The organism is Pseudomonas sputi (assembly GCF_021603585.1).
GTDB classification, from domain to species: Bacteria; Pseudomonadota; Gammaproteobacteria; order Pseudomonadales; family Pseudomonadaceae; genus Aquipseudomonas; species Aquipseudomonas sputi.
Genome location: NZ_BQHI01000001.1, coordinates 478,260 through 503,445 on the forward strand (window position 1 = coordinate 478,260; position 25,186 = coordinate 503,445).

27 protein-coding genes are annotated in these 25,186 nt (G+C 60.6%); 10 read left to right on the forward strand and 17 right to left on the reverse strand.

Annotated features, from left to right (window positions below; all coding sequences use genetic code 11):
• Positions 1 to 427: 427 nt before the first annotated feature.
• Together L6D81_RS02300 and L6D81_RS02305 are read left to right on the forward strand one after the other, a co-directional pair.
• Positions 428 to 1,651, forward strand: a complete 1,224-nt coding sequence (locus L6D81_RS02300) for a methyl-accepting chemotaxis protein (RefSeq protein ID WP_373874277.1) — start codon at positions 428 to 430, stop codon at positions 1,649 to 1,651.
• 113 nt (positions 1,652 to 1,764) lie between these two features.
• Positions 1,765 to 1,968: a hypothetical protein gene (locus L6D81_RS02305; RefSeq protein ID WP_236177745.1), complete on the forward strand. Its 204-nt coding sequence runs from the start codon at positions 1,765 to 1,767 to the stop codon at positions 1,966 to 1,968.
• A 6-nt stretch (positions 1,969 to 1,974) separates the two neighbouring features.
• On the opposite strand, the gene L6D81_RS02310 is transcribed toward L6D81_RS02305, so the two are convergent.
• On the reverse strand, positions 1,975 to 2,211 hold the full coding sequence (locus tag L6D81_RS02310) for a DUF2789 family protein (RefSeq protein WP_236177746.1): 237 nt from the start codon (positions 2,209 to 2,211) through the stop codon (positions 1,975 to 1,977).
• Between the two features lie 39 nt (positions 2,212 to 2,250).
• On the reverse strand, positions 2,251 to 2,514 hold the full coding sequence (locus tag L6D81_RS02315) for a hypothetical protein (RefSeq protein WP_236177747.1): 264 nt from the start codon (positions 2,512 to 2,514) through the stop codon (positions 2,251 to 2,253).
• Between the two features lie 409 nt (positions 2,515 to 2,923).
• Here L6D81_RS02315 and L6D81_RS02320 point away from each other — a divergent pair, with 409 nt between their 5' ends.
• The 3 genes from L6D81_RS02320 (at position 2,924) to L6D81_RS02330 (ending at position 4,730) form a co-directional block, all read left to right on the forward strand.
• The gene (locus L6D81_RS02320; RefSeq protein ID WP_236177748.1) at positions 2,924 to 3,394 is read left to right on the forward strand and encodes a hypothetical protein; all 471 of its coding nucleotides are present in this window, start codon (positions 2,924 to 2,926) and stop codon (positions 3,392 to 3,394) included.
• Positions 3,391 to 3,588 (forward strand): hypothetical protein, encoded by a 198-nt coding sequence (locus tag L6D81_RS02325; RefSeq protein ID WP_236177749.1) that lies wholly within the window; start codon positions 3,391 to 3,393, stop codon positions 3,586 to 3,588. Before L6D81_RS02320 ends, L6D81_RS02325 begins: the two co-directional genes overlap by 4 nt.
• A 128-nt stretch (positions 3,589 to 3,716) precedes the next feature.
• Complete coding sequence (locus tag L6D81_RS02330) at positions 3,717 to 4,730, forward strand: ABC transporter substrate-binding protein (protein WP_236177750.1); 1,014 nt, start codon at positions 3,717 to 3,719, stop codon at positions 4,728 to 4,730.
• Between the two features lie 37 nt (positions 4,731 to 4,767).
• Here L6D81_RS02330 and L6D81_RS02335 read toward each other — a convergent pair whose 3' ends face one another.
• Both L6D81_RS02335 and L6D81_RS02340 read right to left on the reverse strand, forming a co-directional pair.
• Positions 4,768 to 6,900, reverse strand: a complete 2,133-nt coding sequence (locus tag L6D81_RS02335; RefSeq protein WP_236177751.1) for a TonB-dependent receptor — start codon at positions 6,898 to 6,900, stop codon at positions 4,768 to 4,770.
• Positions 6,901 to 6,993: 93 nt separating this feature from the next.
• Positions 6,994 to 7,380 carry a DUF2946 domain-containing protein gene (locus L6D81_RS02340; protein WP_236177752.1) on the reverse strand — a complete coding sequence of 129 codons (387 nt, stop codon included), beginning with the start codon at positions 7,378 to 7,380 and terminating at the stop codon, positions 6,994 to 6,996.
• 94 nt (positions 7,381 to 7,474) lie between these two features.
• On the opposite strand from L6D81_RS02340, the gene L6D81_RS02345 reads away from it, so the two are divergent.
• Positions 7,475 to 7,915, forward strand: coding sequence for a DUF3995 domain-containing protein (locus L6D81_RS02345; RefSeq protein WP_236177753.1), 441 nt, complete (start codon positions 7,475 to 7,477; stop codon positions 7,913 to 7,915).
• Here L6D81_RS02345 and L6D81_RS02350 read toward each other — a convergent pair.
• The 7 genes from L6D81_RS02350 to L6D81_RS02380 all read right to left on the reverse strand — a co-directional run bounded on the left by L6D81_RS02350 (position 7,912) and on the right by L6D81_RS02380 (position 14,996).
• Positions 7,912 to 8,274: a Na+/H+ antiporter subunit G gene (locus L6D81_RS02350; RefSeq protein ID WP_236177754.1), complete on the reverse strand. Its 363-nt coding sequence runs from the start codon at positions 8,272 to 8,274 to the stop codon at positions 7,912 to 7,914. The genes L6D81_RS02345 and L6D81_RS02350 overlap by 4 nt on opposite strands.
• The gene (locus tag L6D81_RS02355) at positions 8,271 to 8,549 is read right to left on the reverse strand and encodes a K+/H+ antiporter subunit F (RefSeq protein WP_011334688.1); all 279 of its coding nucleotides are present in this window, start codon (positions 8,547 to 8,549) and stop codon (positions 8,271 to 8,273) included. Before L6D81_RS02355 ends, L6D81_RS02350 begins: the two co-directional genes overlap by 4 nt.
• Positions 8,546 to 9,034, reverse strand: coding sequence for a Na+/H+ antiporter subunit E (locus L6D81_RS02360; RefSeq protein WP_236177755.1), 489 nt, complete (start codon positions 9,032 to 9,034; stop codon positions 8,546 to 8,548). Before L6D81_RS02360 ends, L6D81_RS02355 begins: the two co-directional genes overlap by 4 nt.
• The gene (locus L6D81_RS02365) at positions 9,031 to 10,710 is read right to left on the reverse strand and encodes a monovalent cation/H+ antiporter subunit D (RefSeq protein WP_236177756.1); all 1,680 of its coding nucleotides are present in this window, start codon (positions 10,708 to 10,710) and stop codon (positions 9,031 to 9,033) included. Before L6D81_RS02365 ends, L6D81_RS02360 begins: the two co-directional genes overlap by 4 nt.
• The gene (locus tag L6D81_RS02370) at positions 10,707 to 11,051 is read right to left on the reverse strand and encodes a Na+/H+ antiporter subunit C (protein WP_003192163.1); all 345 of its coding nucleotides are present in this window, start codon (positions 11,049 to 11,051) and stop codon (positions 10,707 to 10,709) included. Before L6D81_RS02370 ends, L6D81_RS02365 begins: the two co-directional genes overlap by 4 nt.
• Positions 11,051 to 13,951: a monovalent cation/H+ antiporter subunit A gene (locus L6D81_RS02375; protein WP_236177757.1), complete on the reverse strand. Its 2,901-nt coding sequence runs from the start codon at positions 13,949 to 13,951 to the stop codon at positions 11,051 to 11,053. The genes L6D81_RS02370 and L6D81_RS02375 overlap by 1 nt, the downstream gene beginning before the upstream one ends.
• A 106-nt stretch (positions 13,952 to 14,057) precedes the next feature.
• A complete protein-coding gene (locus L6D81_RS02380) occupies positions 14,058 to 14,996 on the reverse strand; it encodes a DMT family transporter (RefSeq protein ID WP_236177758.1) in 939 nt (312 codons plus the stop codon).
• A gap of 85 nt (positions 14,997 to 15,081) precedes the next feature.
• On the opposite strand from L6D81_RS02380, the gene L6D81_RS02385 reads away from it, so the two are divergent.
• Positions 15,082 to 15,645 carry a helix-turn-helix domain-containing protein gene (locus L6D81_RS02385; protein WP_236177759.1) on the forward strand — a complete coding sequence of 188 codons (564 nt, stop codon included), beginning with the start codon at positions 15,082 to 15,084 and terminating at the stop codon, positions 15,643 to 15,645.
• Between the two features lie 204 nt (positions 15,646 to 15,849).
• The gene (locus tag L6D81_RS02390) at positions 15,850 to 17,265 is read left to right on the forward strand and encodes an FAD/NAD(P)-binding protein (protein WP_236177760.1); all 1,416 of its coding nucleotides are present in this window, start codon (positions 15,850 to 15,852) and stop codon (positions 17,263 to 17,265) included.
• Between the two features lie 64 nt (positions 17,266 to 17,329).
• Here L6D81_RS02390 and L6D81_RS02395 read toward each other — a convergent pair whose 3' ends face one another.
• The 3 genes from L6D81_RS02395 to L6D81_RS02405 all read right to left on the reverse strand — a co-directional run bounded on the left by L6D81_RS02395 (position 17,330) and on the right by L6D81_RS02405 (position 19,863).
• Positions 17,330 to 17,581, reverse strand: a complete 252-nt coding sequence (locus L6D81_RS02395) for a hypothetical protein (protein WP_236177761.1) — start codon at positions 17,579 to 17,581, stop codon at positions 17,330 to 17,332.
• 108 nt (positions 17,582 to 17,689) lie between these two features.
• Positions 17,690 to 18,424 carry a substrate-binding periplasmic protein gene (locus tag L6D81_RS02400; RefSeq protein ID WP_236177762.1) on the reverse strand — a complete coding sequence of 245 codons (735 nt, stop codon included), beginning with the start codon at positions 18,422 to 18,424 and terminating at the stop codon, positions 17,690 to 17,692.
• 380 nt (positions 18,425 to 18,804) lie between these two features.
• On the reverse strand, positions 18,805 to 19,863 hold the full coding sequence (locus L6D81_RS02405; RefSeq protein WP_236177763.1) for a polyprenyl synthetase family protein: 1,059 nt from the start codon (positions 19,861 to 19,863) through the stop codon (positions 18,805 to 18,807).
• Between L6D81_RS02405 and idi the strand changes: the two genes are divergently transcribed.
• Entirely contained in the window at positions 19,777 to 21,753 is a 1,977-nt protein-coding gene (gene idi, locus L6D81_RS02410; RefSeq protein WP_236177764.1) for an isopentenyl-diphosphate Delta-isomerase, read from the forward strand. The genes L6D81_RS02405 and idi overlap by 87 nt on opposite strands.
• Before the next feature lie 131 nt (positions 21,754 to 21,884).
• On the opposite strand, the gene L6D81_RS02415 is transcribed toward idi, so the two are convergent.
• Positions 21,885 to 22,622 (reverse strand): response regulator, encoded by a 738-nt coding sequence (locus L6D81_RS02415; protein WP_039766999.1) that lies wholly within the window; start codon positions 22,620 to 22,622, stop codon positions 21,885 to 21,887.
• Positions 22,623 to 22,683: 61 nt separating this feature from the next.
• On the reverse strand, positions 22,684 to 24,057 hold the full coding sequence (ppnN, locus tag L6D81_RS02420; RefSeq protein WP_236177765.1) for a nucleotide 5'-monophosphate nucleosidase PpnN: 1,374 nt from the start codon (positions 24,055 to 24,057) through the stop codon (positions 22,684 to 22,686).
• Positions 24,058 to 24,267: 210 nt separating this feature from the next.
• Between ppnN and L6D81_RS02425 the strand changes: the two genes are divergently transcribed.
• Entirely contained in the window at positions 24,268 to 24,789 is a 522-nt protein-coding gene (locus L6D81_RS02425; protein ID WP_236177766.1) for a DUF3087 domain-containing protein, read from the forward strand.
• Here L6D81_RS02425 and L6D81_RS02430 read toward each other — a convergent pair.
• Positions 24,786 to 25,172 (reverse strand): DUF2784 domain-containing protein, encoded by a 387-nt coding sequence (locus L6D81_RS02430; RefSeq protein WP_236177767.1) that lies wholly within the window; start codon positions 25,170 to 25,172, stop codon positions 24,786 to 24,788. The genes L6D81_RS02425 and L6D81_RS02430 overlap by 4 nt on opposite strands.
• Positions 25,173 to 25,186 lie beyond the last annotated feature (14 nt).

The window sequence follows — 25,186 nt, forward strand, 5'->3', positions numbered from 1 at the left end:
GCGTTTAATGCAGCCACAACAATGAGAACAAGCGTGGGGTAACGAAATGACGAGAGATGGATCTCTGGTTGCGGCTCTGCCTGCACCAGTTGTTTTGCCGAAGAATCGCTGGCTGACGCCGACCTTGCAAAGCATCGCCCTGATGCTGTTGCTGGCCGGGATGAGCCTGGGCGAATGGCCCTTGTACGTCAGCATGCCGCTGGCGGTGCTGATCGTCTGGCTGCCGCGCCTGCGTTCTCGGGCAGTCCCCGATGCTCTACCGGTCGATAGCAGTACCGCGATGTCCGAGCTGACTCGCGACCTTTCCTACACCACCAGCCATAACGCGCTGTCCGCCGCCGGCGTGGCGTTTTCCGTCAAGGAACTGGCCGGCAAGCTGCAATCGCAACTCGACGCCGCCGCGCAAATTGTCAGCAACGCTGAAGTGATGATTGCTACCGAACAAGCCACCTCGCAACTCAGCCGTGAAGCCTTGGGCGCTGCCAGCGAAGCCCATCACAGCAGCGCGGCGGGGCGCACCGAATTGGTGGATTCGATTTCGCGCATGCATCAGCTCAGCCAGCGCGCCAATGCCAGCCGCGAACTGATCGAAGCCTTGAGCCAGCGCAGCGATGACATTCAGCGTGTGACGCTGGTCATTCAGTCCATCGCCAGCCAGACCAACCTTCTTGCATTGAACGCCGCGATTGAAGCGGCCCGGGCCGGTGAGCACGGGCGCGGTTTTGCGGTAGTGGCGGATGAAGTCCGTGGTCTGGCGGCGCGTACCGCGACGGCCACTGGCGAAGTCGGCGAGATGGTCGCCGACATCCAGCAACGCACGGCGCAGGTGGTGGAGCAGATCCGCCAGCTCTCCGACGATTTGCACACGGGCGTCGAGCAGGTCGAACACACCGGTCAGCACCTGGAAAACATCGCGCGACTGGCGGCCGGGGTGGAAACCCAGGTCGGCGAAATCGCCCGAGGCGCAGAAACCAACCGTGAGCAGCTCGACAGTCTGTTCACCGCCATCGAACAGATGCGCAGCGATCTGGCAATCAGCGACCAGCAGACACGGCGTCTGGCCGAGGCCGCCGTGCAGATGGAAGGGCAGGCGGAAACCATCAGCGAACGTCTGGCCGAAGTCGGGCTGGATGACTATCACCAGCGCATCTACGACCTCGCCCGTGAAGGGGCCAGCCAGATTGCCGCGCGGTTCGAGGCCGATGTCGAGCAAGGGCGCATCAGCCTCGAGGACCTGTTCGACCGCCAGTATCAGCCGATTCCCGATACCTGGCCCGCCAAGTTCCAGACCCGTTTCGACCGCTATACCGATCAGGTGCTGCCGGCGATTCAGGAGCCATTACTGCCGCGCCACGAAGGCCTGGTGTTCGCCATCGCCTGTACGCAGCAGGGTTATGTGCCGACGCACAATCAGGTGTTCAGCCAGCCACTGACTGGAGATGTGCAGGTCGATACCGTCAACAATCGCACCAAACGCAAATTCGCCGATCGCACCGGCATCCGCTGCGGCAGCCATCAGCAACCGGTGCTGTTGCAAACCTACACCCGAGATACCGGTGAGCTGATGCACGACCTGTCGGTGCCGATCATGGTCAAGGGCCGCCACTGGGGCGGGTTGCGTCTGGGCTACAAACCGGAGAATCCGCGCTGAGGTATTGTTGCCGGAACTGCAATTAAGCTGTGCAGCGGCGTCGCTGTTTCCTCTTGATCCAAATCATTAACATACCTACATAGTTAGGTTGCTAATGAAGTGGGGAGGTCAGCATGCAATGCAGAGTCGATGTCGCGGTGATGATCGGCAGCGGTGTGCCCGCCGGTCTGCGCGCGATGGGGCAAAGTGTCTGCTGGGTGGTGCTGCTCAATGGCGAACGCCGGGGCACCGCTTTTGCCAGTCGTAACGAGGCGGAAGAGTGCAGGGCCGCATGGCTGGCGCAACTGAGCGCTGAAACCGGTGACAACCTGCACTGATCAAGATTACTTGCCTCGGTGCAGGCGCACATTCAGCTCATCGACCATGATGGCTTCCTCGCCATCGGCCCGCAGCCACTCCTTGAGCATCTGCGCCTGTTGCGGGTTCCAGAAGTCGGCGTCGATCAGCTTGGTATCGGCGTCCAGCGGATGGGCTTCGATGAAGTCATCGATCGCCGTTTCCTCCGAAGGCAGCCCTAATTGGTCAAACAGGGTTGTCAGATTGTAAGCAGGCAATTCCATGGTTTACTCCTTGAAGGATGGCGGGGGCGATCACTCTCTTCATCTGAGGTGCGCGCTCGCCAGGAGTTCGATTCGCGATTCAAGTGAACGGGCAAGGGCACAGGCGGCGTTGTGATTCTCGCGGAAACCTCTGACAAGCCCCGTCGATTTTTCCCTGATATGGAAAAAGGCGTTGCCCGCCGGAATCACTTGAAACAACGGTTCCCGTCCGCAAGGCTCCCTTGTAGGAGCAGTCTCGAAGGCAGGAGCGTTCAAGTCAAAGGCGGGTTCGTGAGTCACGGCAAAATGCGTCATAGTGCACATATGAAGTCCTTTTCATGGATTGACCTGCATTTACAGGGTGTTGCGGGTAGTCGCGAACAGCATCGCTGCTCTAGAATCGCCCAAACCGGTTGACGGCATGGCGCTATCTAAAGCAATTTTTTGCGTGCGATATGTCGGAAAAGTGATTTTCTTGGCGAGTTTTTTCCCTAAAGTTCGTAGTCAGTTTTCTCTGGCCGACCTTGATGCGTTTTCCTTCAACATTTGGAGAACGTCTTTGCAAGTTTCGCGAGTGGCATTCCAGTAGTCTTGTGCAACTCGCGGTGAATGAGCACTTCGCTCGCTCAGGCGTATATTCGAGTCATTGAGCAATACCTTCGGCCGGGCCGATATTTTCTGCCGTGCGCGCTTTTCGCGTACGGCACTCTTTTTCAAGTGTGGGGATGTTTCTTTGGCAGTCAGTAACCTCGATATGCATGCTTTGTTCGTGCTGGGTGATTTGCGGGCAAAGCTGGTCAAGCAGTTTCAATCGCGTTTTGTTTACATCACCGAGCAAAACGCCGAAGGCATTTATGTTGCCGAGATCGACACCGAAAGCGCATTGGTGGTCGATGACAAACCTGGCCTCAAGCTCAAGGTCGGCGATCATTTCAGTGCGTCGGTGCTGCCGAGCCGTGAAGGCGGCAAGATGGACATCCGCTTTCGTGAAATCAAAATGACTGTGTACGGTCTGGGCGACTATGCGTTCGTCACCACGGCCGACGGCCATGCCATTGTGTTCAAGGAGGGCCACAGCGCGGTTACCGTGTTTGCCGCCCATGAACAACTGCAGGAAGGCCTGACCAAGACTTTGAAGGCCGTTACCGCCAAAGCCGCCAAGTGGCGCAAGGGCGAACTGGTGACGTTCAAGGCCAGCGAGTGAGCCGCGCCGATTTCCATTTGCAGAACCTCGACAGTGCCCGCGACGAAGCGCATCGGTTGTTCGCTGCAAAGGCCGAATTGAAAGGTGCCTGGCTGGGTTGGGTCGCCTCGCGGATCTACGCCTTGCAGCCTGCCGAGTACGCCAGCATGGTCAGGCGCGAGCTGCAGAGCTTGCAGGAAATGTCTGAAAAGTAGCCTCGTGCGTGTCATGCCCCTGAAAAAGCAGGAACCTCGTCTACAGTCAGTTGACTGAGTATTCAGAGGCTTGCGGTCTTCTGCCAGGCCATCCTGCTATTGCTGTGAACAGCACGAGGTGCAAAAGCATGAACGGATTTCGACGGTTGCTGGCCGCTGGGTTGACCACATTCGGTTTGATGACGGCGGTGCCTGCGGTGAGCGCGGCACAGGCGCCAATCCACTTTGCCGACCTGAACTGGGAAAGTGGCAGCCTGATCACCGATGTCCTGCGCATTATTGTCGAGAAGGGCTACGGCCTGCCGACCGATACCTTGCCGGGCACCACCATTACCCTGGAGACCGCATTGGCCAACAATGACATTCAGGTCATTGGCGAAGAGTGGGCCGGGCGTAGTCCGGTATGGGTCAAGGCCGAGGCCGAGGGCAAGGTCGCCAGCCTGGGCGACACGGTCAAAGGCGCCACCGAAGGCTGGTGGGTGCCGGAATACGTGATCAAGGGCGACCCGGCCAAGGGCATCAAGCCCTTGGCGCCGGATCTGCGCAGTGTCAGCGATCTGAAGAAATACAAGGATGTGTTCAAGGACCCGGAAAACCCGAGCAAGGGTCGGTTCCTCAACAGTCCTATCGGCTGGACGTCAGAGGTGGTGAATAAGCAGAAGCTCACGGCTTATGGCTTGCAGAATGACTTCACCAATTTCCGCAGCGGCTCCGGTGCGGCACTCGATGCCGAGATCAGCTCATCGATCCGTCGGGGCAAGCCGGTGTTGTTCTATTACTGGTCGCCGACGCCGTTGCTCGGCAAGTTCAAGCTGATTCAACTGCAAGAGCCGCCGTTCGACGCTGAAGCCTGGAAGACCCTGACCGACGCCGATAATCCCAATCCGAAACCGACCCGTTCGCTGGCCTCGAAGCTGTCGATCGGCGTGTCTACACCGTTCCAGAAACAGTACCCGCAGATTGCCGAGTTCTTCAGCAAGGTCGATTTTCCGATTGATGACCTGAACAAGGCATTGGCCGAGATGAGCGAGAAACACACGGCGCCCCGGGATGCGGCGGTGGCGTTCATGAAGGCGCATCCGGATGTGTGGCAGGCATGGCTGCCGAAGGATGTGGCGCAGAAGGTTCAGGCAGGTCTGTAGCGGTTTGGCGAGGGCACTTGGCCCTCGCCAAGTTGAATCAGAATCGCGTTTGCACAGCCAGCTCGAAAGTACGCGGTGTGCCGAGGTAATACGCCGGCGACACATGGGCGAACTCGGCATACACCTCATTCGTCAGGTTGCGCACCCGCCCGGTCACGGTGGTGTGCGAATCCACCTTGTAGCTCAGGAAGCTGCCAAACAGGGTGTACGACGGCACGGTCATGGTGTTGGCCGTGTCGGCGAATACCGATGCCACGTACCGGGCATCGACCCCACCTTGCCATTGCGGCGAGAAATCATAGGTCAGCCACAGATTGCCGACCCGGTCCGGCACGTTGGTCGGTGTGTTTCCCTTGCGCGAAACCACTACGCCGGCGGCGTTCTTCTCGTTGAACTCATCGTATTGCGCATCGACCCAGGCGAAGTTGCCTTCGGCCAGCAACTTGTCCGAGATCCGCAGCGAGCTGGCAATTTCGATGCCGTTGGAAGTCTGCTGACCGACCGCAATGCTGCTGGTCGGGTCCTGTGGATCCGTCACAGCGAAGTCCTTGCGCTCGATGGTGTAGGCGGCCACGGTCGCCGAGCCGCGTCCGTTCAGGTAGTCGAACTTGCTGCCGATTTCCCATTGTTTGCCGGTCGAGACATCGAAGTCCTGGGTGCCATTGGGTTGCTCGGCGGCGGTGCTGTATTGCACATACACATTGGCTGACGGAATGAACTGATACGTCAGGCCGATACGTCCGGTGACCGGCTCCCAACTGCGCCTCAAGTGACGCGGGTTGCTCGCCGTCACCGTGCGATGGTTGGTCACGTGTAGATCGATGTCGTCATAGCGCAGACCGGTGAGCAGCGAAAGCTTGTCGGTCAGCGCCAGGCGGTTTTCGGCGAACAGCGCTTTGGTCGTGACTTCGTTGGTCTTGTCGCTGACGAAACCCGGCATCGTCCCGGGAATATCATAGAAATGCCCCGGTCGGTAGCTGTTCGGGTTCACCCTGCTCGCGCCTTTGACGTTCAGCGGCGAGTTGGTGGTCTGGTTGACCTTGTACTCGAAGCCGCCGGACCAGGTGGTGTCGAGGCCGAACAGGGTGTTGTCGTGACGCAGTTCGAACTGGTTGCCGTTCTGCTCACCCTGGTGCCGCACTTGATACGCGGTGGAGCGGTTCACGGCGCTGTTGTCGGCGTTGTATTGATAGGTTTCCAGGTTGCGGTAGTCACGCTGGCTGTCGAGGTGATAGAGGGTGTTGCGCAGGGTGGTGCTGTCGTTGATCCGGTAGTCGATGATCGAGCGCGCCCAGATCGTCCGCTGCTCGTAGCGGCCGTCCTCGACGTTGTAGTTGTTGAAGCGATTGTGCTTGTCGATCCTCACTTCGCCGGCCTTGGGGTTAAGCACCGGCGTGCCCCAGTACGGGCTGTCCTCGTGTTCGTCCTGATATTCCAGGGCCAGGGTGTGCGACAGGTTCGGCGTCAGGTCGCTGAGCAGCGAGAACGCCATGCTCCAGGCATCGCGCTCCTGGCGGTCGATGTAGCCGTTGCCAGTGTTGTGGCTGACGTCGAGTCGCGCGTAATGCTGCACGTCGGCGCCGGGCTTGGTCAGCGCGTGGTTGAGGCCGAACGCGGTTTCGGTGGTGTCGTAGGTACCGTAGCTGACTCGACCTTCGATGGCTTGCTCGTCGCGGGTGGCCAGTTTGGTCACGTAGTTCAGCGAGCCACCGACCGAGCCGGCGCCGTTGATCAACGACGACGGGCCGCCAACCAGTTCCACGCGGTCATAAATCCATGAATCCACTGGCCGTGCCAGTCCCCCGGAAACGTTGACCCCGTTGAACATCTGGGTGATCTGGCTGCTGGTGAAACCGCGATAGGAGACGAACCCGCCAAAGCCCGGCGGCGCACTGGCGTTGACGCCCGGCAAGGTGTTGGCCGCGTCCTGAAAGTTTTGCGAGCCGTGACGTGCGATGTCATTGCGGTTGGCGATCGCCACCGAGGCCGGGGTGTCGCGCACGCTGAGGCCGAGGCGCGAAGCCAAGCCGCTGGACTGATCGAGGCTCAGGCCGGGTTCGGCGCCGGGCTCGCCGTCAATGGTAATAGGCGCCAGATCCACGGTGGATTGCGCCCAGACGTTGACGGACAGGCAGCCGCACAGGCTCGCCAGCAAGGTAAGTTGTTTCATCGATTGAATCCTGAATGCTTGTCTAGGCGTCAGCGCATAGCCAAACGCCGCGCGTTGGCGCAGTGGGCTGACAGATCAAAAAGGCAAGGGCACTCAGGCGAGCGGCGGGGCGCGAGGATTGGCCGAAGGCCAGATGAAGCGGGCAGGAAGGTCAGCACTGACGACGGCTGGCAGCGGTGGACTGTGTTGTTCCGGCAGAATCGCCAGGGTCAGGCTGGAGTTGAACGCCGGGCCCATGCCGCCGGTGGAGCAGAGCGGACAGCCGAACGCCTTGGCCAGGGTCGGCAGTTTTTCTTCAGCGGGATTCGAGGCGAGCGGCGCCCGGGTGCTCGGGTCGACGGCGCAGAACTGGCCACCGATACCGTTGAGCTGCATGCCGACCATTTGTCCGTGACCGATGCTGCAGGCGAACACATTGAACAGGACGCAGCAATAGAGCATCCAGGCCAGCAGTGAGCGATCAGTACGGGTGAAATTCATGGGGCGGCACTTTACCGCACCGCCGACCGGTCGTGCACATGGAAAAATGCCGACTAGGATGTTTTGTTCAAATCCCTTTCAAGGATTCTCGACCATGACCTTTGTGTTGGCTCAATGGCTGGTGACGATATTTGCGCTGATCAGCCTGATGCATGTGTATTGGGCAATGGGTGGGCAGTGGGCGGCGGTGGCGGTGGTGCCGCAGGTTCCGGTGGACAACGGCGGGCTGACGCTCAGGCCGGCGTTCAAACCTTCAGGCTGGATCACGCTGGTGGTGGCGGCAGCCCTGCTACTGATTGCCGCACTGGTGTGCATGCGGGTGGGGTGGTGGCTGCCTGCTGTGCATCACTGGGCACTGCAATGGGTGATCAGCGCGATTGCGCTGCTGATGTTTGCCAGGGCGATTGGCGATTCGGAATTGGTGGGTTTTTTCAAGGAAGTGAAAGGGTCAAGGTTTGCCCGGCTCGACACTTGGGTTTACTCGCCGTTGTGTCTGATATTGGGAGCCGGGTTGTTGGCGGTCGCCTGGATCTAGCTGCCGGTTTCAGTGCGCCGGCTGCTGACCTCGGCCGGCACGTCATCCCCGGCCATGCGTTTACGGAACAATGCCGCCCGCGCCAGCAGCAGGGTGGTCACCGGCACGGTGATCGACAGCAGAATCGGGATCAGCCACGCGTGCAGCACCGGCCCGGACTTGAGCGCGGAAAAACAGAGGATCGAGGCCAGCGCCACGCACCAGGCACCGAGAGTCGAGGCCAGCGCCGGCGGGTGCATGCGCTGGAAGTAATCCTTCATCCGCAGCAGGCCGGTCGCGCCGATCAGGGCGAAAACACCGCTGAGCACCAGCAGGATCGCCACCGGGATTTCCACCCAGAGAGACAGTTCAGCGTTCATTCGATCACCTCGCCACGCAGGAGGAATTTCGCCAGGGCAAACGAGCCGACGAAGCCGAACAGCGCGATCAGCAGCGCCGCTTCGAAGTAGGTGTCACTGGCATAACGAATCCCCAGGGTCAGCATCATCAGCATGGCGACGATGTACAGGTAATCCAGCGCCAGTACCCGGTCCTGCGCCGACGGGCCTTTGAACAGGCGTACCAGCGTGAGGACCATGGCCAGGGAAAACAGGAACAGCGTCAGCAGAATCGCGTTCGACAACAGCGGGCTCATTCGAAAATCTCCATCAGCGGCCGCTCGTAAGTGACCTTGAAGTGCTGGATGAATTGCGCCTCGTCATCCAGATCCCAGACGTGCAGCAACAGAACGCTGCGATCCAGCGCCAGCTCCGACCACACCGTGCCGGGCACGACCGTACAGATCATCGACAACGCCGCCAGACCGTTGGCATCGCGCAGGTCCAGCGGTACCTTGATGAATCGCGAACGAGGCGGGCGGCGACCGGCGTTGAGTACGCCCCAGGCCACCGCCAGGTTGGAAACCACCACGTCGCGTCCGACCAGCAGAAACAATCGCAGGACAGTGCCCGGGCGACGGATGTGAATCCGCTGCGGGCGCAGTTTGCGCATCATCAGCGGGGCGCAGAAACCGAGTGCGGCACCCAGCAGCAGGTTGCCCGGGCTGACCGACAGATTCAGCACCAGCCACAGCAACCACAGCGCAAGCGACAACCACGGCGCCGGAAACAGACGTTTCATGGTTGCACCTCCAGCAGCGCAGCCTTGGCTTCCGGGCTCGGCACGGCGCGAGTGCCGAGCACCGCCATCACGTATTGCTGCGGATTGTTCAGGGCATCAGCCGCTGCCTGGGTGTAACGCAGCAGCGGTTCAGCCTTGAAGGTCAGCGCGATGCTCAGGCCGAGCAGCAGGAAAATCGGTGTGCATTCCAGTTTGCGCAGCAGGGGCGACGGGCGCTCCTCTGGCGACCAGAAACGCTGGATTCCCAGGCGCGAGAACGCCATCAGCGAGCCGAGTCCCGTAAGAATCAGCAGAGCCAGCAACGCCCAGGCGGCATTCGAGATCGGTTCGCCGGCACCGAGACCCAAAGGATTGAGCAGGGCGCCGATCAGGCTCAGCTTGCCGATGAATCCTGACAGCGGCGGCATGCCGATAATCAGCAGCGCGCAGGCAATAAAGCTCAGCCCGAGGAACGCCATGGTCCACGGGATCACTTGACCGACCACGGCCTTCTGATCGTCATCGAGGTTGATGCCCTTGGTCGGCCGTTGCCATTCTTGTGGCCTCGGCAGCAGTTCGTTTTCGTCTTCCAGTGGCACTTCGATGGCGGTGCGTGAGCGCTCGATCAACTCGGCCAGCAGGAACAATGCGCTCAGCGCCAGGGTCGAGCTGACCAGATAGAACAGCGCTGCACCGATCAGGTTCGGCTGGGCGAAACCCACGGCCGACAGCAGGATCCCCGCCGACACCAGAATGCTCAGGCTGGCCATGCGTTCCAGGCGTTGCGCGGCAATGATCGCCACGCCCGCGCCGGCCATGGTGGCCATGCCGCCGTAGATCAGCCAGTCACCGCCGAAATAGGCCGAAGCGCCAGCCTGGCCCGAGAACAGCAGCGTCCACAGACGCAGCAGGGTGTAAACGCCGACCTTGGTCATGATCGCGAACATCGCCGCCACCGGCGCGCTGGCCGACGAGTAGGCCGGCACCAGCCAGAAGTTCAGCGGCCACATGCCGGCCTTGGCCAGGAACGCCACGGCCAGAATCCCCGCGCCGGCGTGCAGCAAGCCACGGTCGGCTTCCGGCACCAGCGGGATCTTCAGGGCCAGATCCGCCATGTTCAGCGTGCCGGTCACACCGTAGATCAACGCCGCGCCGATCAGGAACAGCGATGACGCCAGCAGGTTGATCGAAATGTAATGCAGCCCCGACGACACCCGCGCCCGGCCCGAACCATGCAGCAGCAGGCCATAGGACGCGGCCAGCAATACCTCGAAGAACACGAACAGGTTGAACAGGTCTGCCGTCAGGAAGGCGCCGTACAAACCCATCAACTGAATCTGGAACAAGGCGTGGAAACTCGAGCCGGCGCCGTCCCAGCGGGCCATGGCGAACAGCAGGGCGCTGACGCCGATAGTCCCGGTCAGGACCAGCATCAACGCCGAGAGTCGATCGACCACCAGTACGATGCCGAACGGGACCTGCCAGTTGCCCGGCAGGTACACGCCGATCGAGCCGGGCACGCCGGTGGTCTGGGTCCATTGCAGCAGCATCACTGAGATGCCCAGGCCAAGCAGGCTGGAGAACAGGTTGATTTTCGCCTTCAGCGGACGGTGCTTCTCGCCGAGCATCAGCATGATGGCGGCGGTCAGCAGCGGCAGCAGGATCGGTGCGGCGATCAGGTGAGTCATCGCCGTCATTCCTTGGGCTCCCTTCCATCAACGTGGTCGGTGCCGGTCAGGCCCCGTGAGGCCAGCAGCACCACCAGGAACAGTGCGGTCATGGCGAAGCTGATGACGATGGCCGTCAGCACCAGCGCCTGGGGCAGCGGGTCGGTGTAGTTGAGCAGGTCCTGCGGCACGCCGTCCTTGATGATCGGCTCCTTGCCAATGAACAGGCTGCCCATGCTGAAGATGAACAGATTGACGCCGTAGGACAGCAGGCACAGGCCCATTACCACTTGAAACGTCCGTGGCCGCAGGATCAGCCAGACCCCGGATGCGGCGAGCACGCCGATGGCGATTGCGATGACTTCTTCCATCAGACGGCTCCTTTGGCAGCAGCGGTTTTGTGGCCCCGGACCGATTGGTGGGCGAGGGCGGTGAGGATCAGCAAGGTCGAGCCGACCACCACGGCGTAGACGCCGATATCGAAGAACAGCGCGCTGGCGATATGGATGTCACCCAACAGCGGCAAGCTGAAATGCCAGGTGTGGGTGGTCAGGAATGGATAACCCACCGCCATCGCGCCGAGGCCGGTGACGGTGGCGAACAGCAGACCGGTGCCCATCCAGCGCAGCGGTCGCAGGCTCATTTGCGCCTCGACCCACTGAGTGCCGGCGACCATGTATTGCAGGATGAACGCCACCGACATCACCAGGCCGGCGACGAAACCGCCGCCCGGCTGGTTGTGCCCGCGCATGAACAGGTAAAACGACACCACCAGCGCAATCGGCAGCAGCAGGCGCACCAGCACCGCCGGCACCATCATGAAACCGAGCGCGGTGTCGCTGGCCGAACGCGGGTTGACCAGATCGGTGACCACGTCGGGGGCGAGCAGGCGTTGCTGGGCCGGCAATTGCAGGCTTTCTTTGGGTGGGCGGAAACGCCGCAGCAGGGCGAACACGGTCAGCGCCACGGCGACGAGCACCGTGATTTCGCCAAGGGTGTCGAAACCACGGAAGTCCACCAGCATCACGTTGACCACATTGCTGCCGCCGCCTTCAGGCAGGGCGCGACTCAGGTAGAACGAGGAAATGTCATTCGGCGTCTGCCGGGTCAGCATCGCGTAGGACAGCAGCGCCATGCCGCCACCGACGGCAATCGACAGCAGCAAGTCGCGCAGACGCCGAACCCGCGCCTTGCGCAAGCTGCTTGGCAGCGGCGAAACCTCTTCGATCCGCCGTGGCAGCCAGCGCAGGCCGAGCAGGATCAACACCGTGGTCACCACTTCGACCACCAGTTGTGTCAGGGCCAGATCCGGTGCCGAGAACCAGACGAAGGTTACGCAGGTCATCAGGCCGCAGACGCTGACCATGGTCAGGGCGGCGAGTCGGTGATACTTGGCCTGCCACGCAGCGCCGAGGGCGCAGGCGATTGCCAGCAACCACAGGGTCACGAACACGATCGAGCCAGGGATCTTCGGCCGGTCACCCCAGCTAAGGCTGCTGTGCAGCATCGGGATCAGCCCGGCCAGCACCGCCGCCAGCACCACCAAGAACAATTGCGCTTGCAGGCGCCTGGTGCCGATTCGCCGCTCCAGGCGCCGGGCCAGACGCATCATCACCACCAGACAGCGTTCGAACATGCGCTTGCCGTTGAGGCGGCCCGCCAGCGGCGGATACTTGAAGCGGCCGCGCTTGAGCTGGTTGCGCAGCAGCAGATACAGCACGATGCCGCCGGACACGGCGATCAGACTCATGATCATCGGTGCATTGAGGCCGTGCCAGATCGCCAGGCTGTATTGCGGCAGCACGCCCCCGACCACCGGCAACGCGGCAGCGGCGAGCAACGGGCCGACGACCTGGGCCGGGAAAATCCCCACCAGCAGGCAGGTGAACACCAGCAGTTCCACCGGCGCACGCATCCAGCGCGGCGGTTCGTGCGGGGTATGCGGCAGGTCGGTGGCAGTCGGGCCGAAGAACACGTCAACGGTGAATCTCAGCGAGTAGGCCACACTGAACATCCCGGCAATGGTCGCGACGATCGGCAGGCTGGTTTCAACCCAGGCAGTGGCGTTGATGAACACGGTTTCGGCAAAGAACATTTCTTTCGACAGGAAACCGTTGAGCAGCGGTACGCCGGCCATGGACGCACTGGCCACCATCGCCAGAGTGGCGGTGAACGGAATCAGTTTGAACAGACCGTTGAGCTTGCGGATGTCGCGGGTGCCACTTTCGTGGTCGATGATTCCGGCGGCCATGAACAGCGACGCCTTGAAGGTCGCGTGGTTGAGAATGTGGAACACCGCCGCCACGGCGGCCAGCGGACTGTTCAGGCCCAGCAGCAGTGTGATCAGGCCGAGGTGGCTGATGGTCGAGTAGGCCAGCAGCCCCTTGAGATCGTTCTGGAACATCGCGCAGTACGCGCCGAGCAACAGCGTGGCAGCGCCGGCGCCGCTGACGATGTAGAACCATTCTTCGCTGCCGGACAGCGACGGCCACAGGCGGGCCAGCAGAAAAACGCCGGCCTTGACCATGGTTGCCGAGTGCAGGTACGCCGAAACCGGTGTGGGTGCCGCCATGGCGTGGGGCAGCCAGAAGTGGAAGGGGAACTGGGCGCTTTTGCTGAGGGCGCCGATAAGAATGAGGGGAAGCAGGATGGGGTAGAGGGCATGTGCGCGAATCAGATCGCCGGCGGCCAGGACCTTGTCCAGGTCATAGCTGCCGACCACATGGCCGAGGATCATGACCCCCGCCAGCAGGCACAATCCCCCCGCGCCAGTAACCATCAACGCCATGTAAGCACCACGGCGCGCATCGTGGCGGTGGTGCCAGTAGCCGATCAACAGGAACGAGAAGAGGCTGGTCAGCTCCCAGAAGAACACGATCTGGATCAGGTTGCCGGAGATCACCAGCCCGAGCATGGCGCCCATGAACGCCAGAAAGAATGCGAAGAAACGCGGCACCGGATCGTCCGGCGACATGTAATAACGGGCATACAAGGAAACGAGAGTGCCGATGCCCAGCACCAGCATCGAGAACAGCCAGGCGAAGCCGTCCATGCGCAGAACGAAGTTCAGGCCCAGGCTGGGCAGCCACGTGAACTCCTCGCGGATCACGCCGCCGTGGGCGATCTGCGGATACAGCATCGCGACCGAGACAGTCCCGATCAGTGCGACCAGGCCTGCCAGCAAAGATTCGGCGTTACGTGCGTTGTGCGGCAGCACGGCTGCCAGACAGCTGCCCAGAAAAGGCAGAAGCAGTAGAACTATCAGGGACATAGGCTTCTAATCTGCGGAAGTTTGTGAAGCATCATACGTGCCAGCTCCCGGATCACCAAACGCGAGGATGTCTCTGAATCCTACAAAATAGCCGTAAAAACCCCGTTCAGCTTTCGGTCTCGTGCTCCAATTCTTGCGTGACCGTTTGTGTGCCTTTGCCTTTGGTCTTCAGTTCGCTGACGATCACCGCCGCCACGATCAGTCCCGCACCCACCAAGGCAATCGCCGGCAGACGCTCTCCCGCGATGCGCCCGACGATCCCGGCCCACACTGGTTCACCGGCGTAGATCAAGGTCGCGCGGGTGGGCGAAACACTTTTCTGCGCCCAGTTCATCGCGACCTGAATTGCTGCACTCATCGCGCCCAGGCCCAGAGCCGTACTCAGCAGCAGCCAAGAGAATTCCGGAAGCGCTTCGCCGGTGGGCACCACCATTAAAAACGACAGCACCGACGTCGTCGCCAGCTGCACCACGGTTACGCGGCGCACGTCGACCTGCCCCGCATAGTTGCTGATCAGGATGATTTCGGCCGCTATCGCGATGGCGCTGATCAGCGTGGCAATTTCACCGGGGCTGAAATTCAGCGAAGCGCCGGACGGCCCGGAGAGCAGCATCAGCCCGGTAAACGCCAGCATGATGCCGATGCTCGGCATCAAACCCGGGCGCCGACCGAGCACCAGCCATTGCAGCAGCGGCACGAACGGTACGTATAGCGCGGTGATGAACGCGGACTGACTGCTGGGAATACTCTGCAAACCGACGGTCTGCAAGCCATAACCGAGCATGATCGCCACGCCGATGAAGGCGCCGGCCTTGAGTTCGAACAGGGTCAGTTCACGCAGATGTTTCCAGGAGAACAGCGCAACGATGCTCGCGGCGGCGGCAAAGCGCAGGCCGACGAAAAACATCGGGCCGCTGACGGTCATGGCGTGCTGCACCAGCAGGAAGGTGCCGCCCCAAAGCATGGTGATCAGCACCAGCACGCACTCGGCTTTGCTGAACCGGGAAAACCGCAGGGGAGATTGAGAAGGATTGGCTGACGTCATGACCTTGCGCACTTTTAAGGAGGAGACGCACAATGCGCCAAATGTTGCGCAGTATACTGCCCAACTCCAGCCAGTGAGCAATATAGTGCACAAAGATTCTGTACAGCGGGCTTCAGTCCTGCAACACGTCAGCCAGAATGTCCGGCGCCTGCGCCACGCCGCCGATATGAGCCAGACGGCCCTCGCGGAAAAGTCCGGCGTCAGTCGGCGGATGCTGGTGGCCATTGAGGCCGGCGAAAAGAATGTCAGCCTGACCACCCTCGACCGTGTTGCCGAAGCCCTCGAAGTGGCCTTCAGCGATCTGATCCAGGCCCCGGATAATCGCGATCCCGGCCGTATCAACGAACTTGCCTGGGCCGGCAGCATCCCCGGCAGCAAAGCCGTTTTGCTGTCCAAGGCCAACGCCACCCGCGCGGTGGAACAGTGGGAATGGTGCCTGCAACCGGGCGAGGTCTATCCTTCACAACCGGATGCCGAGGGCTGGAGCGAGCAGATTTTCGTGTTTGAAGGCTGCCTGACGCTGATGCTCGGCGATCAGCCCCAGTACATTTCAGCAGGCGAGTTTTTCATGTTCGCCAGCAACCAGCCGCACGGCTATCGCAATGATGGGGAAGTGGCGGCGCGGTTCGTGCGTAATGTGGTGATCTGACTGTCGCAGCGGAACCACTATTCGGCCGGCGTCTGTCGATCCTCAAAAATCTGATCAAGGTCCGGAACTGCGGCCAGCAAACCAGACCGAACATCAAACACGCGGCGAGTCGCATCGGCATGATAAAAAAATGGCGTCCGTCTAGACGCCTTCGCGGCGTCTGAATGACACTGGCCCGAGCACATCCTCAGTTGCGAGAACGGCATGACTCAAACCGATACGACCGCTATCCGCCACACCGACATCCTGATTGTCGGCGGCGGCCTCAGCGGCACGATGCTGGCGGTGCAATTGCTGCGTTTGCCGGAGCGCAGAAAGATCCTGGTGATCGAGCCTCGGGCCGAGTTGGGCCGGGGCGAAGCGTACAGCGCGGTGGAGTTGGGCCATACGCTCAACGGCAACGCGGCGCGGATGAGCGTTGATCCCGACAATGCCGATGATCTGACCCAATGGCTCACCGATCACATCGCTGGCGGTGGCTGGCCGGAGTCGGATGAGCAACATGTGCCGGTCAGCGAACTGTTTCCGCCACGGGGGTTGTTCGGCGTGTACGTGCAGCAGCGTCTGACTGAAGCGCAGCAGGTGGGCGCGCAACACGGCTCGACGGTCGAGCATGTACGGGCCGAAGTGGTCGATTTGCAGGCCTGCGACGATTCCGTACAGCTCACCCTGAGTGACGGCCAGCAACTTCAAGGCGCTTTCGCAGTGCTGGCGACCGGGATGTTCCCGGCAGCGCGCACCCCGCAAAAAGAATCCAGCGGTCTCAACGCGGCGGCGCTCGATCCGTGGGATGTCGCGGCCATGCGCCAGCTCGATCCACAATCCACGGTGCTGATCATCGGCTCCGGCCTGACCATGGTCGATGCCGTGGTGTCGCTGGAGCAGGCCGGGCATCGCGGGCCGATCGAGGTGTTTTCCCGGCACGGACTGCTGCCCCATGTGCGTCGTCAACCGCCCGCGTGGGTGGACTTCCTCGCCGAGGATCACAGCGTCCGCACGCCACGCCAGTTACTGCGCGAATTGCGCCGGCATTGCCGCGACGCCATCGCACAAGGCATCGACTGGCAGGCGCCGCTGGACACCGTGCGTGCGCACATCGGTCGGTTGTGGAGTCAGGCCAGCGATGTGCAGCGCCGGCAATTCGTCCGACATGTGCGGCCGTGGTGGGAAAGTCATCACCATCGTTCTCCGCCGCTGAGTGCGGAATTGGTCGAGCGCCTGCACCGGGAAGGACGATTGCGCATTCATGCGGCCTCTTACAAGGGGCTTGAACCGGCGGCGGGCGGCGGCGTGAGTATTCGCATTCGCCCTCGAGGTGAGGCGCAAGCCCGCGTGGTGCAGGGCGCGGCGTTGATCAACTCCAGCGGCATCGAATACGACTGGCGCCGGGTCGCGCGTCCGTTGCCGCAGCAGTTGTTGGCGCGTGGTCTGATTCGACCGGGGCCATTGGCGCTGGGCATTGCGGCGGCTGCGGACGGCGCAGTGCTGGATGCGGAGGGCCGGGTCTCGCCCCGCCTGTTCGCCATGGGCCCGCCGTTGCGCGGCATGTGGTGGGAGAGCACGGCTGTCACCGACGTGGCGTTGCAGGCCAAGGCACTGGCAGCGCGATTGGTGCGCTGACGCCCAAATGCAAGAAACCCCGCTTCGGCGGGGTTTCTTGTTTCTGGCAGCTCAAACCGGTCACTCAGTAGCGCTGATATTTGGAACCGAATTCCGGGCGGTTTTCCGCGACGTACAGTTTGGTCTGTTCGGCATTCTGCTGCAGTTTGAGGCTGCCTTGGTGTTCGGCGTCGTTGCTGACGGTGTCGACGTTCAGCGTGCCGGACTGGCCGACGGTCGCCGCCGCGACAACCGGGGTGCTGGCGTGTGGGGCCGCGATGGCGGAGGTGGCGCCGATCAGGGAAACGATGAAGCCGAGGGCGATGATGTCTTTCATGATGTTGCTCCAGAGAGTGGGGAGAAGATGGGGCCCACTGTAGTGCTGGAGGGTTTTGATGTGAAAACACCCTTGCGCATAGTTGTTATCGAAGGCGTTGATGCCCGATCAACGCGGCAGGGTATCGGCCAGCCAGCGCTGGCGCAGTTGCTCCAGACGGCCGTCGGCCCGCAATGTATCCAGTGCCTGCTGCCAGCGTGCGACCTGTTTCGGATCGGTCTGCGGCGAAAAGGCAATGTAGGTGTTCTGTTTCATCAACGGGATCTGGTACTGCAGGCGTCCGGGCTCCATGCCTTGTTCGCGGGCCAGGACGGCCTTGGACCAGGTATCGGTGACCACGAAATCGGTACGCCCCAGGCTGAGCAGTCGCATCATCTGCTCCGGGGTTTCCACGCCGTAAAGGTTGTTCAGGTCTTGCCCTTGCAGGTAGCTGTAGACCAGCCATTTGCGCGGCACAGTGATCCGTCCCAGGTGATCGGCTTCACGCAGGCTGTGTACGGGAGGCTGAAGATTGTCGCGAGCGTACAGCGCGGTTTCGACTTCGATCAGCGGCCCGACCCATTGATAGCGGTTATCGCGGTCGTCGGTACGCAGCACGGTGAATACGCCGGTGTCGGGGGTGTCGCTGGCCATGCGCAGGGCGCGCAGCAGTGGGACTTGCTGCAGGTGGATGCGGTCGCCGGTCTGGGTCGCCAGGGCCTGCACCACGTCCACACCGAATCCCGCGAGCTGATTGCCTTGCATGAAATGCAGGGGCGGGTGGTTGTCGGTGAGCAGGTGCAGATCCGCCGCAGTGGCCGTCAGGGCCAGCATTGACAGCAGACAGGCGGCAAATCGTTTCATGGATCGTCCCTGAACAAATCAATCGCGCAGCTTAGTACGAGCAGTGATGACTGTCGTGGGGAAACAGCGGGGCTTTTGTGTCAGAGAACAAGGCTTATCGGTAGTAGCGAGGGGCCCAGGCTACCTGATTAATGACTGATAGTAGTTATCCTGTGGTTCTTGCTCAAAGTGCACGTTCCGCAGGAACGTGTGTAGAGAACCGAAGTTTCGTTCCCCTGCTAGGCACCGGGCTTGCTCAAAATGAAGCTCAATGGTCTTGAAACTGTCTTCCATGATGTTCATCGCTCGGGTGAAAACTCCGGCATCACCCCAGTCAGAAATGATTCTGCGCTTCTGCAAGTCCGTTCTTTTACTTTTGATTAATGGACTGTTGGCCAGGATCATGAGAAACGTTTTCGGACCTCCTTCCAAATCAGGGGCAAAGCCTTTTTTCTTGAAGTGGGCGTGTGATTTATGTCGCAGTAGTCATTGATGTAGCGGTAATAGACGGCAAGTTCCAGCATCAAGTCCTGCAATGCCAAATAAACTGCTACCGGCATCGGATTGAGGCTTTGGCATGAGTCCAGGATAAACATGAAAAAGCATCCGGTATTGGCTTGTGCAATAAAACGATATTGATCCAGCGTCGGTAGGCTGTCGCCTGCACTCAACTGCGTGTCGAGGTGCTGACCGATGTGCAACGCCTCGAGACTTCCCAGGGCTGCGTGAATAAGATTCGGATCCCCCAAAGCGTTCAACTTTTGCAGGCCTTCAATGTAGCCATACATACCGGATACCAGTGCGCTGGCGATACCGAATTTCACCCAGACGGACGGGGCACCACGACGTGTAGGGTCTTCGTCAATGATGTCATCGTGTACCAGAGACGCCGTGTTGAAGAGCTCGACAATCTGGCAAAGCGTTTGCGCATGCATCGGCGCTAATTGGTAAATGTCCGCAAGCGCGAGCGTCAGTGCTGTCCTGACTTTCATGCCGGCGTGCTGTTCTTGATAGTTAAAGGCCAACGTCCAGAGTTCTCTGGCTTGCGCGTAGGTTGAGCTGGTTGATTGCAACATTGCAGAAGACTCTTTGGGCGGGTTGCCAACAGCGTACTTCTGGCAAGGGCGGGTTATACGGGAGTGACAGTTGAAACGTAGCGTATTTTTTTGTGGCGATTCATGCTCAAGTAAAAACCGATTGGTTATCGACTGTAGAATTTTCAGATATATCCAGATGTTGTCTGAAGAGAGGTTGAGTGCCGAACTTGTCACTTGCTCAAATTTGTCTAGTTTTAGAATGAAGTTTTCACCCCACATGCAAAGTGAAGCCTGGTCCGACGTATCGTCCAGTCTTGAAGGGCGACGGTGACGAGAATGGAAGAGCTGATTCTTGTAGATGAATACGATCGGGAAACCGGAACTGCCGAAAAAATGCAGGTTCACCGCGACGGACTTTTGCATCGCGCCTTCTCCATCTTCATTTTCGATTTGAAAGGCCGACTGCTCCTGCAAAAACGGGCGCTGGGCAAATATCACTCTCAAGGATTATGGACTAATACGTGTTGTGGTCATCCTCGAGCCGGCGAACCGATCCTTGCGGCAGCCAGACGACGATTGTTCGAAGAAATGGGACTGGACTGCCCAGCGCTGATCGAGGTCGAGGCCTTCGTTTATCGGACACCGGTTTCGAATGGTTTGATCGAGAACGAGTATGACCACATCTTTGTCGGGCTCAGTCGAGTGGATCCCAAGGTGAATTCCGATGAAGCGATGGATTGGAGATGGTCAAGTCTGCATGCGGTTTTTGGCGAAATCAGGCGAGATGCAGCACAGTTCACCGTCTGGCTGCAGTTAATTTTCAGGCAGCACGACATCTCGACCGTACGCGGGTGGCACAAGCAGCTTCGTGACCGTGACGCGTTAATCAAACAGCATCGAAAAGACTTCGCTCTTCCACCTCGGCTGCAACGGCTTTCATTTGCGCTGAGCCCCCATGCTCAGGCAGCGGAACTGCATACTCGCCAATGGCTGATTCGACTGGGGCTGGAGGATGGGCCGCATGCGCGTCATCAACTTGATATATACCAGCCAGGGCTCTACGCTGGTTATATGTGGCCCGATGCAGGCTGTGAGGACCTTCTGTTGTTTGCTCACCTCACCGGGTGGTTCAGTTGTCAAGACGATCTGGCCGATGAGGATTTGAGTCAGGCACCTGAGTTACTGGAGCAGAGCATCCGTGACGTGCATGAGATGGCAAGCCGCGATGGACAACCGTTTTGCACCGGTCTGGCGGGCGGTCTGGCGGACATCATTCAGCAGGCGGGGGCGCAGATGCCCGCGCAGTGGCGACAACGAACGCTTGAGCAATATGAAAGTTATCTCTATCCCTGTTTGCGCGCAACGATGCATCGGCTTGAAGGTTCGCAGCCGGCCGAACAGGATTTTGAAAGTGTCTGGCGCAATGCCGGCGGGTTTCAGGTGTGTGTGGAATTCAATTACTTCGCCGATCGTGTACACCTGCCATCTCGTGTTTATTACAGCGACATCTGGCAGGCGCTACGCAGGCTGAGCTTGAACCTGCTGAAGGCTGTTAATGACTTGTTGTCTTTCTCCATCATGAAAAACCCCATGGAGGACGTGTACAACCTGCTGACTCATCTCATTCATCATCGACAATGTTCCCCGCGTGAAGCTGCCAGCGAGGTTCGCCGTCGAATCGATGTGTGGGCCGGTGAGTTTTTCAAGCTGCAACGGCGCTTGCCGCGCGAGCTGGATCGACTTGAGTGCGACGATGTTTTACGCGAACAAGTCTTGCGCAGTGCCCGGACGCTCGAGGTGCAATGGCACGGCAATATTGCATGGTATCTGACAGTGCCTCGTTACCGGGAAGTCGTGATCGCTGCGGGGGGGGGGACACCCCCGGCAGGAATCGAGTACGACGGGTACAGCCGATCAGTAGCGCTGATACTTGGAACCGAACTCGGGACGGTTCTCGGCGACCAGTACGCTGCGGGCCGAGCGCTCGCGCAGTTCCTGCAAGCGGTCGGCGCCACCTTCAGCGACGCGTTCGCGCAACTCTTGCAAACGGTCAGCACCGCCTTCGGCTACGCGTTCACGCAGCACCTGCAAGCGATCGGCACCGCCTTCAGCCACGCGTTCACGCAGTTCCTGCAAGCGATCAGCGCCACCTTCAGCAACGCGATCCTTCTGCAGGTTTTCCGAACCGTATTCGGCAACCAGCGGTTGGGAGCTGGCGGATGCCAGGTCGGCCATGGCCAGGCCACCGAGCAGGCTGAGTGCGAGTACCAGGGATTTCGAGGACTTGAACATGGTGCTTCTCCTTGCGTTTGATGATGAGTGAACCAGTGCTGTCTGGTGGGTTCATTCAAACGCGAGGGTGTATCGCTGATATGTGGTGATGCCGCCCGAAAACACGGGTTACGTATCTGCGCGGCGAATTTATACAGAGCGATACAAATCCATCAGGATTCGGCGAGCATCTCCACGGCGAAGGAGAACACATAACCTTCGTTGCGCACGGTCTTGATGTAGGTCGGCTCACGGGAGTCGTCCAGCAGACGCTGACGCAATCGGCTGACCAGCAAGTCGATGGAGCGGTCGAACAGATCGGCGTCGCGACCCTGGGTCAGGTTGAGCAACTGGTCGCGGCTCAGGACCCGCTGCGGATGATCGAGAAATACCCTGAGCAGGCGATACTCGGCGCCGCTGAGGGCGACCATGGTGTCGTCTTCATCGAGCAGGTGGCGGGCGGTGGTGTCCAGGCGCCAGCGGCCGAACGCGAGCAGGCGCCCGGTTTCGGTGATCAGCAGATTGGGCGGCAGCATTCGTGTACGGCGCAGCACGGCGTTGATCCGCGCCAGCAGTTCGCGGGCGGCGAAGGGTTTGGTCAGGTAGTCGTCGGCGCCCATTTCCAGGCCGAGGATGCGGTCGGTCTGATCGTCGCGGGCGGTGAGCATCAGGATCGGGATCGCCTTGTGCTTGCCGGCGCGCAATTCGCGACACAGCACCAGCCCGTCATCGCCGGGGAGCATGATGTCGAGCACGATCAGGTCGACGGTGTTGGCTTCCAGAAAACTGCGCATCTGCCGGCCATCGGCGACCACCGTGCTGCGCAGGCCGTTTTTTGTCAGGTAGTTGCCGACCAGCTCGCGGATCTCGCGGTCGTCGTCGACGATCAGGATGTGGTTGATGTGATCCATGGTTCGCTCTTTTTATAAAGAGTGCCCGAAGCGTTGCGCTTCGGGCACTGGTCTTTTCGGGTCAGGACACCACGCGATAGCACGGCACATATGCCGCGCCGCCCGGCAGTTTCATCCGGTGCTGGGCGACGAAGGCTTTGAGCAGCAGGTCGAGCGGCTGCATGATCGCGGCGTCGCCACGGATCTGATACGGCCCGTGTTCCTCGATCAGGCGAATACCCTTGTCCTTGACGTTGCCGGCGACGATTCCGGAGAACGCGCGGCGCAGATTGGCCGCCAGTTCATGGGGCGGCTGATCGCGGTGCAGCTTGAGGTTGGCCATGTTGTCGTGGGTCGGATCGAACGGGCGCTGAAAACCTTCGTCGATTTTCAGCAGCCAGTTGAAGTGGAACGCATCGTTGCGCTCGCGGCGGAACTGCTTCACGGCCTTGAGGCCTGCGGTCATCTGCCGCGCCACTTCGGCCGGGTTGTCGATGATGATTTCGTAGTGCTTCTTCGCCGCTTCGCCGAGGGTGGCGGTGACGAAGGCGTCCAGTTGTTCCAGGTACGGCGCGGCATGTTTCGGTCCGGTCAGGATCACCGGGAACGGCAGGCCGGCGTTGTCCGGGTGCATCAGGATGCCCAGCAGGTAAAGGAACTCTTCGGCGGTGCCGGCGCCGCCCGGGAAGATGATGATGCCGTGGCCGACGCGGACGAAGGCTTCCAGGCGTTTTTCGATGTCCGGCAGGATCACCAGCTCGTTGACGATCGGGTTCGGCGCTTCGGCGGCAATGATGCCCGGCTCGGTCAGACCGAGGTAACGGCCGCCGTGAATGCGCTGCTTGGCGTGGGCGATGGTCGCGCCTTTCATCGGGCCCTTCATCACGCCGGGACCGCAGCCGGTGCAGATGTCGAGGCTGCGCAGGCCCAGTTCGTGGCCGACTTTCTTGGTGTATTTGTATTCTTCGGTGTTGATCGAGTGGCCGCCCCAGCACACGACGATCTTCGGCTCGACGCCCGGACGCAGGGTGCGCGCGTTGCGCAGCAGGTGGAACACGTAGTCGCTGATGCCCTGGGAGGTGCTGAGATCGATGCTCAGGGCATCGAGTTCGTTTTCGGTGTAGACAATGTCGCGCAGGGCGCTGAACAGCATTTCCCGGGTGCTGGCGATCATTTCGCCGTCGACGAAGGCGTCGGCCGGGGCGTTCAGCAGTTCCAGGCGCACACCGCGATCCTGCTGATGGATGCGGATTTCGAAGTCTTTGTAGGCTTCCAGAATGGTTTTTGCATTGTCGACGTGAGCGCCGGTGTTGAGGATGGCCAGGGCGCACTGGCGAAAGAGGGTGTAGGTGCTGCCGGTTCCGGCCTGGCTCAGTTGCTGAACTTCACGTTGGGAAAGGGTTTCGAGACTGCCTTTCGGGCTGACCGAGGCATTGATTACGTGTCGTTGGGTCATGCAGTGATCCTTAAAACGATGTCATTGCCGGCCTGGCCAATGGCATCCGAATAGTGTGTATCCATGAATGAAGATGGCACGATCTGCGTGGTATCGCCATGTCCCCGTTGGACGTTGAAAAGATGAAAAGGCGCTCCAGCATAGCTAAATCCGCCTCAGAGGCGATAATGCGCAGCCTCTTTTTAACTCAAGCCATGGAAGCCTGTCGCGATGTTCGAGATTCAACCGATCGATGCCATCACTTATCGCCAGCAGACCCGGCGCAGCACGCTGATCATTGCAGTGCTGTTTCTGGTGCTGGCGATGGTGTTTTCGACTGTGGCGGTGGCGCTGTTCGGCGAGCCGGGCGGGGATAATCTGCGGTTCAATGTTGGCGGGGTGTTTGGCGCATTTCTGCTGACGGCGGCGTTGCTGCGCGGGCGTTTCTGGAACCAGACCTGGATGGCCCCGGCGGTGTACGGCTGGCGGCTCAAGCGCAGCCTGATGAGCGTGACCAACGTGATGCATCAGGTGACGGCGGCGGTGGAGAAGGGCGACCCGGTGGCGATGAAGGTGCTGCGTTTCTATCACCTGGGCCTGATCCAGATGCATGAGCTGGATGGTAACTCCAGCGATCACGCGCAATTGCACCGGGAAGTCGAAGCGCACAAGGTGCGGATGGAGGCGCTCGGTCTGGACACCGAGCAGACGCGCCTCGATCCGGCCTGGCTGGAAGCCTTGAAAGCGCGCTAAAACGGAATGCGTGCGGCGCGCCGCAGTTTCCAGCGGCGAATCAGGCGCCCGTAGACCAGCAGGTTTATCATCAGCACCACTCCCCCCAGCACAAGCTGAATCTGTGGCGTCAGCCCGGCCGGGTAGATGATCGGCCAGACGTAATGTTCGATGAAGCCGCCCGCGTATTCGGTTTGCCCGGCGGCGTGGCGCATCAGGTTTTCCCAGTCGGTCAGCGGACAGGTCAGGTGCAACACCTCGACCGCCACGCCCCAGGCCGCCGCCGGCAAATGCAGCCAGATCAGCCGCGGCCACTTGAGCACCAGCAGGCCGCCGAACAGCACGAACACAATGAACAGCAAATGAAACAGCACCAGCCCGTCGGCGGCAATTCGATACAGCATGTCGTCTCCCTGAC

Bases quoted from the DNA above. Each gene is read 5' to 3' on its own strand.
- L6D81_RS02375 (WP_236177757.1), bottom strand. From the start codon at position 13,951: ATGTCCCTGATAGTTCTACTGCTTCTGCCTTTTCTGGGCAGCTGTCTG.
- L6D81_RS02415 (WP_039766999.1), bottom strand. From the start codon at position 22,622: ATGGATCACATCAACCACATCCTGATCGTCGACGACGACCGCGAGATC.
- L6D81_RS02315 (WP_236177747.1), bottom strand. From the start codon at position 2,514: ATGTGCACTATGACGCATTTTGCCGTGACTCACGAACCCGCCTTTGAC.
- idi (WP_236177764.1), top strand. From the start codon at position 19,777: ATGGAAGAGCTGATTCTTGTAGATGAATACGATCGGGAAACCGGAACT.
- L6D81_RS02430 (WP_236177767.1), bottom strand. From the start codon at position 25,172: ATGCTGTATCGAATTGCCGCCGACGGGCTGGTGCTGTTTCATTTGCTG.
- L6D81_RS02360 (WP_236177755.1), bottom strand. From the start codon at position 9,034: ATGAAACGTCTGTTTCCGGCGCCGTGGTTGTCGCTTGCGCTGTGGTTG.
- L6D81_RS02370 (WP_003192163.1), bottom strand. From the start codon at position 11,051: ATGGAAGAAGTCATCGCAATCGCCATCGGCGTGCTCGCCGCATCCGGG.
- L6D81_RS02330 (WP_236177750.1), top strand. From the start codon at position 3,717: ATGAACGGATTTCGACGGTTGCTGGCCGCTGGGTTGACCACATTCGGT.
- L6D81_RS02345 (WP_236177753.1), top strand. From the start codon at position 7,475: ATGACCTTTGTGTTGGCTCAATGGCTGGTGACGATATTTGCGCTGATC.
- L6D81_RS02300 (WP_373874277.1), top strand. From the start codon at position 428: ATGATTGCTACCGAACAAGCCACCTCGCAACTCAGCCGTGAAGCCTTG.
- L6D81_RS02425 (WP_236177766.1), top strand. From the start codon at position 24,268: ATGTTCGAGATTCAACCGATCGATGCCATCACTTATCGCCAGCAGACC.
- L6D81_RS02390 (WP_236177760.1), top strand. From the start codon at position 15,850: ATGACTCAAACCGATACGACCGCTATCCGCCACACCGACATCCTGATT.
- L6D81_RS02340 (WP_236177752.1), bottom strand. From the start codon at position 7,380: ATGAATTTCACCCGTACTGATCGCTCACTGCTGGCCTGGATGCTCTAT.
- L6D81_RS02305 (WP_236177745.1), top strand. From the start codon at position 1,765: ATGCAATGCAGAGTCGATGTCGCGGTGATGATCGGCAGCGGTGTGCCC.
- L6D81_RS02400 (WP_236177762.1), bottom strand. From the start codon at position 18,424: ATGAAACGATTTGCCGCCTGTCTGCTGTCAATGCTGGCCCTGACGGCC.
- L6D81_RS02405 (WP_236177763.1), bottom strand. From the start codon at position 19,863: ATGCAAAAGTCCGTCGCGGTGAACCTGCATTTTTTCGGCAGTTCCGGT.
- L6D81_RS02355 (WP_011334688.1), bottom strand. From the start codon at position 8,549: ATGAGCCCGCTGTTGTCGAACGCGATTCTGCTGACGCTGTTCCTGTTT.
- ppnN (WP_236177765.1), bottom strand. From the start codon at position 24,057: ATGACCCAACGACACGTAATCAATGCCTCGGTCAGCCCGAAAGGCAGT.
- L6D81_RS02350 (WP_236177754.1), bottom strand. From the start codon at position 8,274: ATGAACGCTGAACTGTCTCTCTGGGTGGAAATCCCGGTGGCGATCCTG.
- L6D81_RS02395 (WP_236177761.1), bottom strand. From the start codon at position 17,581: ATGAAAGACATCATCGCCCTCGGCTTCATCGTTTCCCTGATCGGCGCC.
- L6D81_RS02365 (WP_236177756.1), bottom strand. From the start codon at position 10,710: ATGACGGCGATGACTCACCTGATCGCCGCACCGATCCTGCTGCCGCTG.
- L6D81_RS02335 (WP_236177751.1), bottom strand. From the start codon at position 6,900: ATGAAACAACTTACCTTGCTGGCGAGCCTGTGCGGCTGCCTGTCCGTC.
- L6D81_RS02380 (WP_236177758.1), bottom strand. From the start codon at position 14,996: ATGACGTCAGCCAATCCTTCTCAATCTCCCCTGCGGTTTTCCCGGTTC.
- L6D81_RS02310 (WP_236177746.1), bottom strand. From the start codon at position 2,211: ATGGAATTGCCTGCTTACAATCTGACAACCCTGTTTGACCAATTAGGG.